4 protein-coding genes are annotated in these 7,839 nt (G+C 69.6%); 3 read left to right on the top strand and 1 reads right to left on the bottom strand.

All coding sequences use genetic code 11. The features are described 5' to 3' along the window. The coding region (locus HR086_RS20100; protein WP_174466413.1) for an AAA family ATPase at positions 1–1,930 on the top strand (1,930 nt) is incomplete at its 5' end. Beyond that, positions 1,927–2,859, top strand: coding sequence for a Rossmann-like and DUF2520 domain-containing protein (locus tag HR086_RS20095; protein WP_174466412.1), 933 nt, complete (start codon positions 1,927–1,929; stop codon positions 2,857–2,859). The genes HR086_RS20100 and HR086_RS20095, both read left to right, overlap by 4 nt. Here HR086_RS20095 and HR086_RS20090 read toward each other — a convergent pair. Next, positions 2,852–4,168, bottom strand: coding sequence for a hypothetical protein (locus HR086_RS20090; protein ID WP_174466411.1), 1,317 nt, complete (start codon positions 4,166–4,168; stop codon positions 2,852–2,854). The two genes, HR086_RS20095 and HR086_RS20090, sit on opposite strands and share 8 nt — an antisense overlap. Positions 4,169–4,253: 85 nt before the next feature. Here HR086_RS20090 and HR086_RS20085 point away from each other — a divergent pair, with 85 nt between their 5' ends. Further along, positions 4,254–7,835 (top strand): hypothetical protein, encoded by a 3,582-nt coding sequence (locus HR086_RS20085; RefSeq protein ID WP_174466410.1) that lies wholly within the window; start codon positions 4,254–4,256, stop codon positions 7,833–7,835. Positions 7,836–7,839: the final 4 nt, after the last annotated feature.

The raw sequence follows: 7,839 nt of genomic DNA, 5'->3' as shown, positions 1-7,839 counted from the left end.
GCCCAAGGCCGCTCCTCCCCCCGCCGCGCCCGCCGCGGTGGCCCGCGCGGTGCCGCCGCCGGCTTCGACGCCCCTCGCCGCCGCGCCAGTGTCGCGCCCCGCGCCGACGCCCGCGCCCGCTGCTCCGGCGGCCCGAGGCACCTCGCTGGCGTTGGACCCCAAGGCGTTTCCGATGTTGACGTCGCTGGGCCGCAACCTGAGCCAACTGGCCCGCGAGGGTCGGTTGGATCCAGTGGTGGGCCGCGCGCGGGAAATCGAAGAGGTCATCGACGTCCTGGGCAAGCGCCGCACCAACAACCCGTGCTTGCTGGGTGAAGCCGGCGTGGGGAAGACGGCGGTGGTGGAGGGCGTGGCGCAGCGGCTGTTGAGCTTGCGCGGGAGCCTGGCGGAGAAGGTGGTCGTTGAACTGGACATGGCCTCGCTGGTCGCGGGCACGCAGCTGCGGGGCTCCTTCTCCGAGAAGCTCAACACGCTGAAGGAAGAGGTCCGCCGCGCGGAAGGCCGCGTGATGGTCTTCATCGACGAGATTCACACGCTGGTGGGCGCGGGCTCCACGGGCGACGGCCCGCAGGACGCGGCCAACGAGCTGAAGACGGCCATGGCGCGGGGCGAGTTCCCCTGCATCGGCGCCACGACGCACGACGAGTACCGCAAGTTCATCAGCGCGGACCCGGCGCTGGAGCGGCGCTTCACGCCCGTCGTGGTGCACGAGCCGTCGGTGCCGGACACGGTGGAGATCCTGCGCGGCATCATCGGTCGCTACGAGGAGCACCACGCGCTGCGCTACCGGCCGGAGGCCCTGGAGGCCGCCGCGTCGCTGGCCAGTCGGTACGTGACGGACCGGTTCATGCCGGACAAGGCCATCTCCGTGGTGGACCTGGCGGGCAGCCGGTGCCACCGCGAGGGGCGGGACGTGGTGGAGGTCTCGGACGTGGCGCGGGTGGTGGCGAAGCTCGCGGGCGTGCCGGAGGAGCGGCTGTTGATGAACGACTCGTCGCGCCTGCTGCGGCTGGAGCAGGACCTGAGCGAGCGGGTCATCGGGCATGAAGAGGCGATTGCGCGCATCGCGCGGGTCATCCGCCGCAACTACGCGGGCTTCGCTTCGCGGCGGCCCATGGGCAGCTTCCTCTTCCTGGGCCCCACGGGCGTGGGCAAGACGGAGATGGCGCGCGGGCTGGCGGAGGTGCTGTTCGGCAATCGCGACGCGCTGGTGCGGCTGGACATGAGCGAGATGTCGGAGGCGCATGGGGTTTCGCGCCTCATCGGCTCTCCCGCGGGCTACGTGGGCTTCGGCGAAGGTGGCCAGCTCACCGAGCCGGTGCGTCGGCGCCCTTCGTCCATCGTGGTGCTGGACGAAATCGAGAAGGCGCACCGCGAAGTGCAGATGCTGTTGCTCCAGGTGCTGGAAGAGGGACGGCTGACGGACGGCAAGGGTCGGCACATCGACTTCTCCAACACCGTCATCGTGATGACGACCAACCTGGGCGCGGAGGCCTTCTCTCGCACGGGTCGTCCGCTGGGCTTTGGCTCCGAGGGCTCGGCGACGACGAACGCGCTGGAGCTGGCGGCGTCCGCGGCGCGCAAGGCGCTGCCCCCGGAGCTGTGGAATCGCATCGACGAGCGACTTCCCTTCCGTCCGCTGGAGGAGGAAGAGGTCGCGCGAATCGCCACGCTGTTGCTGGAGGAGAGCAGCAAGCGGCTGTCCACCGAGCGCGGCATCGAATACGTCGCGGGCCAGGACGTGGTGGGCCACCTGTTGAAGTCGGGCGGCTTCGACCCGCAGCTCGGGGCGCGACCCATGCGACAGATGGTGCAGCGGCTCGTGGAAGGACCGCTCGCCGAGCGCATCCTCTCGGGTGAATTCGGCGCGGGCGACAAGGTGCGCGTCGCGCTGCTCGCCGGTCAGCTCGCGTTCCAGCGGGTGCGATGAGCCCCCGCGTCTCACGGACGCGCGGCGGCAAGGGGACGGGGAAACCCGCTCCCGGGACAGGCACGGGCTCCGCTCGGAAACGTGCCGTCCGCGCATCACCTCGCGAAACGCGCCCGCCCCTCGTCATCGTCGGCACGGGGAGGCTGGGCGGTGCGCTGGGCCTCGCGCTGAGCGCCTCGGGATGGCCCGTGCGAATGCACTCGCGGAGCGATGAGGGACGCCTTCGCGCCGAAGCCCTCGGCCTGAAGCCCGCGACTCCCGAGGACTTGAGGCGCGCGCGACTCGTCCTGCTCTGCGTCCCGGACGCGGAGGTTCCCCACGTCGCGGAGACACTCGCCACCACCCTGCCCCGCTCCGTCGCCCTCGTGCACACCGCGGGCGCGCTCTCCCTGGACGCGCTGGGCCCACCACGAGGTCGCGCGCTGGGCTCGTTCCACCCACTCTGCGCGGTGTCCTCCGCGCGCGACTCCCTCGCGGGACATACCGCCTCCATCAGCACCCGCTCACGCGCGCTGAGAGACGTGCTCCGTCGCATGACCGTCGACGTGGGTCTGAACGCCATGGAAGTGCCAGAGGGACACCGGGCCGCCTACCACGCGGGTGCGGTGATGAGCGCGGGACTCATGGTGGCCCTGGCGGACGCGGCGGTCGCGGCGCTCGGTGCCGCGGGCATTCCACCGAAGGACGCCCTGCCGGCGCTGCTGCCCCTGATGCGCTCCGCCCTGCGCGGCGTGGAAGCCCGGGGCCTCGCGGGAGGCCTCACCGGACCCATCGTCCGGGGTGACGCGGGCGTGGTGGCCGCGCATCTCGCGGCGCTCCCCGACGACGTCACCCCCATCTACCGACTGCTGTCGCGGCGCGCCTTGAAGCTGGCCTCGGAGCGTCTTCGCCCCGAGTCGCGCGCCGCGCTGGAGAAGCGGCTCAGGTGATGATCAACGAGCCCTGAAGGCCCTTGCGCACGGAGCCGAGCGCCCGCTCGGAAGCGGCCTCCGCCTCGGTGAGCCGGCGCAGGCACAGCTCGCCCTGACCCGACGCCACACCGCGCTGCAGGTCCGACAGCAGCGTGAGCGAGGCCTGGAGCATCTCCTTGCCCTGCGGCGTGTCGTTGACCGGCTTGCCAGCGGCCTTCGCCACGGCCTCGCCGAACGCCTTGATGGTGCCACCGAGCTTGGCCGCGTCGAAGCTGGCCAGCAGCGGCTTGATGCGCGCGGGGTCGATGCGGATGAGTCGCAGCGCGCCCACCCGAGCGAAGCCCGGGTGCAGCAGACCGATGTCGCTCATCTCGAACGCGCCCAGCAGACCCTCGTCCGGAGCGGGGTGCGCGTGCGGCACCACGTCCACGAACAGGGGCAGCGCATCCGCGCCCTGGCGGTACAGCTCCACTTCCTCGTCATCCAGCGGCGGGAAGGAGGTCGGCGCGCCGATGAAGAGCAGCGGCAGGACGATGTCGTGCCAGAAGTCCTCGGGCGCGGAGCCCGTGCCATTCACCGTGGCGAACAGGTGGACCATCAGCTCGGCCAGACGCGGGGCGCGCTCGGCCTGCTCGATGAGCGTCTTCGTCGGATCCAACCGCTGGAGGGACTGGACGATCTGCCCCTCGAACTGCTGGCGAGCCTCCGCCGGAAGGTCCTGCGCACGACCCAGCGCGTTGCGCACATCGCGGGCGAGCACGTCCGGCTTGGTCTCCAGCGTCGTCGTCGCCTTCTTCGGGTCCACGACGACGAACTGGAGGAAGCCCGGATCGAACAGGCGCTGGTAGTCCACCGGCGTCAGCTTCGGCGCCTGACCGCCCAGGGCCTGGGCCGGGTTGGTGCCGAAGCGGGCCTGCCCCAGCGAGCGGCGGATGTCCGCCGCCAGGTCATCCAGCCGGCTCAGCTTGCTTTGACCCAGTGCGTCCATCGCCGCGCCAAAGGGCGACAGCATGATGATGGCCTCGGGAAAGCCCAGCGTGGCGCCTTCCGGAGAGTCGCGGTTGGGGAACCAGAACGCGTTGTGCTCCACGATGAGGCGCATGGCGAACGCGCCGGCCAGACCCAGGGCCACCGTCTGGTGCTCGGGCTTGTTCACCTGGAAGGCGCCACCCAGCACCTTCGCGACGGCCTTCTCCACGTCCGCCCAGGGCGCCTTGACCAGGTCGATCGGCTTGCCCTCGGCCTGTTCGAGGGCCGCGGCGACCTGGAGCTGCGCCTGGTGGACATGCTGGGGGACAGGATGCGCCTGGGGTTCCGGTTGGGACATGAAGGAATCCGAAATCGAAAGGGAAGCGGTGGGCCTCCCCTTACCGTGAAAAACGCGTTCGTGGCTACGATTTGTGGCCAGTAGGATGGCCCGCATGCCTGCTTCCCGCTGGCGCCTGCGCTGGCATGCCGTAGCCGTCTGTCTCCTGCTGACATCCTGGGGGTGTGCTTTCGTCACACCTCGTTTTCCCCAAGACATCCAGACGTCGTTCGCGCGCGACCCGATACGCAAGCTGACGACCGCGTCACTGGAGCTCTACTACCCGGAGCAGTTGCGAGGCCCCGCGCTGCGGATGGCGGCGCGGCTGGAGGGCTGCGTGGAGCAGTTGCGCGCGCAGACCTGGCGCAAGGAGCCGCGAGCGCGAGTCCTCGTCTACATGACGAGCGCGGACTTCAACAACGCGTACGTGGTGCCGGACTACGCGAGCATCCCGCAGCAGATGGTGGTGCCCGCGAACGTGACGCTGGAGCTGTTCCACCTCTTCGGGTTGGGCGAGGTGGATATCGGCGACGTGGCCTGCCACGAGGCCGTGCACTACGTGCAGCTCCAGCAGACGAACGGGCTCTGGGGCTTCCTCAATGACTTCACTGGCGGCCTGTTCCAACCCAACACCTTCACCGAGTCGTGGTTCCTGGAAGGCCTGGCCACGTATTACGAAGGCCGCTTCGGCAAGGACACGGGGCGTCCGCACAGTCCGGTGTGGCGGGGCTGGTTCGACTCGGTGGTGCAGGCCCGGGATGGGCGGATGGACCCGGGGTTCCTGTCACCCGAGAACCGGGCGTTGGACCCGTTCGGCGGCAACTACCTCACGGGCATGCACTTCGTGGAGTACCTGGCCACGAAGTACGGCGAGGCGAAGCTGTGGAAGCTGGTGGACAACCAGGGCACCACCGTCATTCCACCCATCGCCGTGACGCTGCGATTCAAGGGTGTCTATGGCAAGGACATCGGCTCGCTGTTCGCTGAGTACACCAAGGACCTGCGTGAGCAGCTCATCGTGCGGGAGCGGCCGCAGTCGCAGCGCGTCTGGATTCCCGAAGCGGGGTACTTCTCGCGCCTCGCCTCGCATCCGTCTACCGGCGTGACGGCCCTGGTGAGCGTGGGGCGGGAACAGTACTCGCGATTGACGGTGCGTGAGCCGGATGGACATGTGCGGTTCGAGCGGCCGTTGGTGGAGTTGCTGCCCTTCCGCCGCTGGGTGCTGGGGTCGTCGACGCTGGTCAGCGGCATGTCCTTCAGCGCGGACGGGGAGTGGCTCTACCTGGTGATGGCGGACCTGAACGCGGTGGGCGCATACGACGCGAAGCTGTGGCGCGTGGATGCGCACACGGGCGAGGTGGTGCGCGTCTGGGATGACGTGAAGGGAATGGGCGGGAGCGTCACGCCAGATGGCGCGGCGTATGTCTATGTCCGCGTCGAGGGAGACACGGCGAACCTGAGGCGGTTGGAGCTGGAGTCGGGCAAGCAAGAACAGCTCACCCACTTCGACGCGAGCGCTCCGCTGGGCCCGCCCGCTGTGTCCCCGGATGGGACGCGGATGGTGTTCCCACTGAAAGGGAACCAGGGGTGGGATCTGGTCGTGCGCGAGGCGGATGGAAGCCTGCGTTGGCTGACGCGGGATGGCCTGTTCAACTACTCGCCGCGCTGGCTGGACGCGGACCGCATCGTGTTCCTGCGCGAGGACACCGGACGACTCCAGGCGCATGTGATGACGGTCTCCACGCGGGAGCTGGCGCGAATCACCGATGCACCGTTCCTGGTGATGGACGTGAGTCCCATGGGCACCGGTGAAGTGGCCTTCCTGAACCGGGATGGGGCCTCGTTCACCATCGACCGTGCCGCCGTGTCCGCGATGGCGGAGCGGGTGAACGCGGCGGTGTTGCCGTCCGGCATGCAGTCGCCCACGTCGTCTCCCGATGAAGCGCCTTCGCTTCGCGCCGAGCCGGGAGTGCCTCCCGCGAACGCGCCCGCTGGCTCCGGCACCGGGACACCTCCGCCATCCCTGGCGGACACGTCGCCGATGAGCCCGCCGCCTCTCACCGCGGCGCCCGCCGTCACGACTCCCGCGGAGCAGACGCCTCCGCCGCCCGCGCCCGAGGAGCTTTCGACCTTCCCCAGCACGGCGCCTCCCGGTGGACAGAACGCGGGGATGTCGCCCGAAGCACTCGCGGCCTTTCCTGGAGCGACCTCTTCCGAGAGCCCCGATGCGGGAGCATCGCGCGACACGCTCACGGCCATTCCCAGCACGACCCCCTCCAGCGCGCCAGATGCAGGAACGCTCGCGGCTCGCCCTGGCACCAGTGCCTTGGGTGAGCCGGATGCGGGAACATCGCCCGACACGCTCACAAGCACCCGGGACGCGGGGACCTCTTCACCCGCCCAGGCGCAGGGACCCGCGACGTCCGAGCCGCCCCCCGGAGGTTTCACGCCCTTCCCTCCAGGTTCCACGGACACGCCAGTGGAACCCGCTCCAGTGGCTCCGCCGCTCGCGGGAGCCCTTCCGGTGGAGCCCATCGCATCCACCACGGGCAATCTCGAAGCGCCTGTCGGCGCGCCGCCACCCGACCCAGGCAAGCCCGTGACGGTCCTCACCGATGAGCCCTACTCGACGCTGGAGGGCTTCCTCATCCCCGAGTTCCGCCTCCCCTACCTGTGGGTCGCGAGGGAGAGCGACGACTCGGACGACTTGTTGTTCAGCGGTGGGTTGTCGCTCGCGGGCCAGGACCGGCTCGGCTTCCACGCGTACGCGCTGAACTTCTCGTACAGCACGCAGGACCAAGAGCCCAACGTGTCGCTCGCATACGGCAACGCGCAGCTCGCCCCCTGGTACTTGCAGGCCTCCGTCGCGCGCGTGCGCGAGAACGAGCGCACCGACCTCCAGGCCCTGGCGTACGCGTCCCGCACGTTCTGGACGACACCGGTGACGATTGGCGTGCTGGCGCTGCATCGTGAGTACGACGCCGTCGGCCAGTTCCCTCGGCTCGTCACGCGGCTGATTGGACCCGAGGTCTCCATGTCGTACTTCGCGGGTGACGCCACGTCCTACGGTGGCCTCCAGCGTGGACTGGGAATCTCCGTGAGCGGCGCCGTCTATCCCGGAGCGTTCGCGCTGGACTCGACGGTGGGCGACGTCCGCCTGGGCCTGGACGGCTTCTTCGGCGGATTCTTCGGCGGGAAGGACAACCTCCAGCTCAGCGCCGTGGGGCGCTACCTGCCGGGTGCACCCGAAGGGCTGCTCGAAGTCGGTGGCTTCAGCGCCGGCCAGACCTGGTACAGCAGCCGGCGCTCGACGGAGACGAGTCGCCTCCCCCTCCAGCTCCAGCCGGGCATCGCGTTCAGCGAGTACGTGCGCGGCTACGAGGACATCACGATTCGCGCCAGGAACGCGCTGATTGGCGGCGCGACGTACCGGTATCGCATCATCGTCGACCACGGTTGGGCGTCCACGCTGTGGCTGCTGCCGTCGCTCTTCGTGCGCAACTTCGAGATGGACGTCTTCGCGACGCTGGCGCGGACGGACAACCGGGACAACCACGGCGCGTTTGGCGCGGCCATGTCCATCCAGTTCACCATGGGGCAGGCCGTGCCCTTCTCCCTCTTCTACCAGTTCGCCCGTCGCTACGACGATGGGCTGGGAGACCTGCACCTGGTGGGAATCGGCCTCTAGGCCC

The organism is Myxococcus sp. CA039A (assembly GCF_013336645.1).
GTDB classification, from domain to species: Bacteria; Myxococcota; Myxococcia; order Myxococcales; family Myxococcaceae; genus Myxococcus; species Myxococcus llanfairpwllgwyngyllgogerychwyrndrobwllllantysiliogogogochensis.
This window is presented reverse-complemented; position numbering and strand designations above follow the sequence as displayed.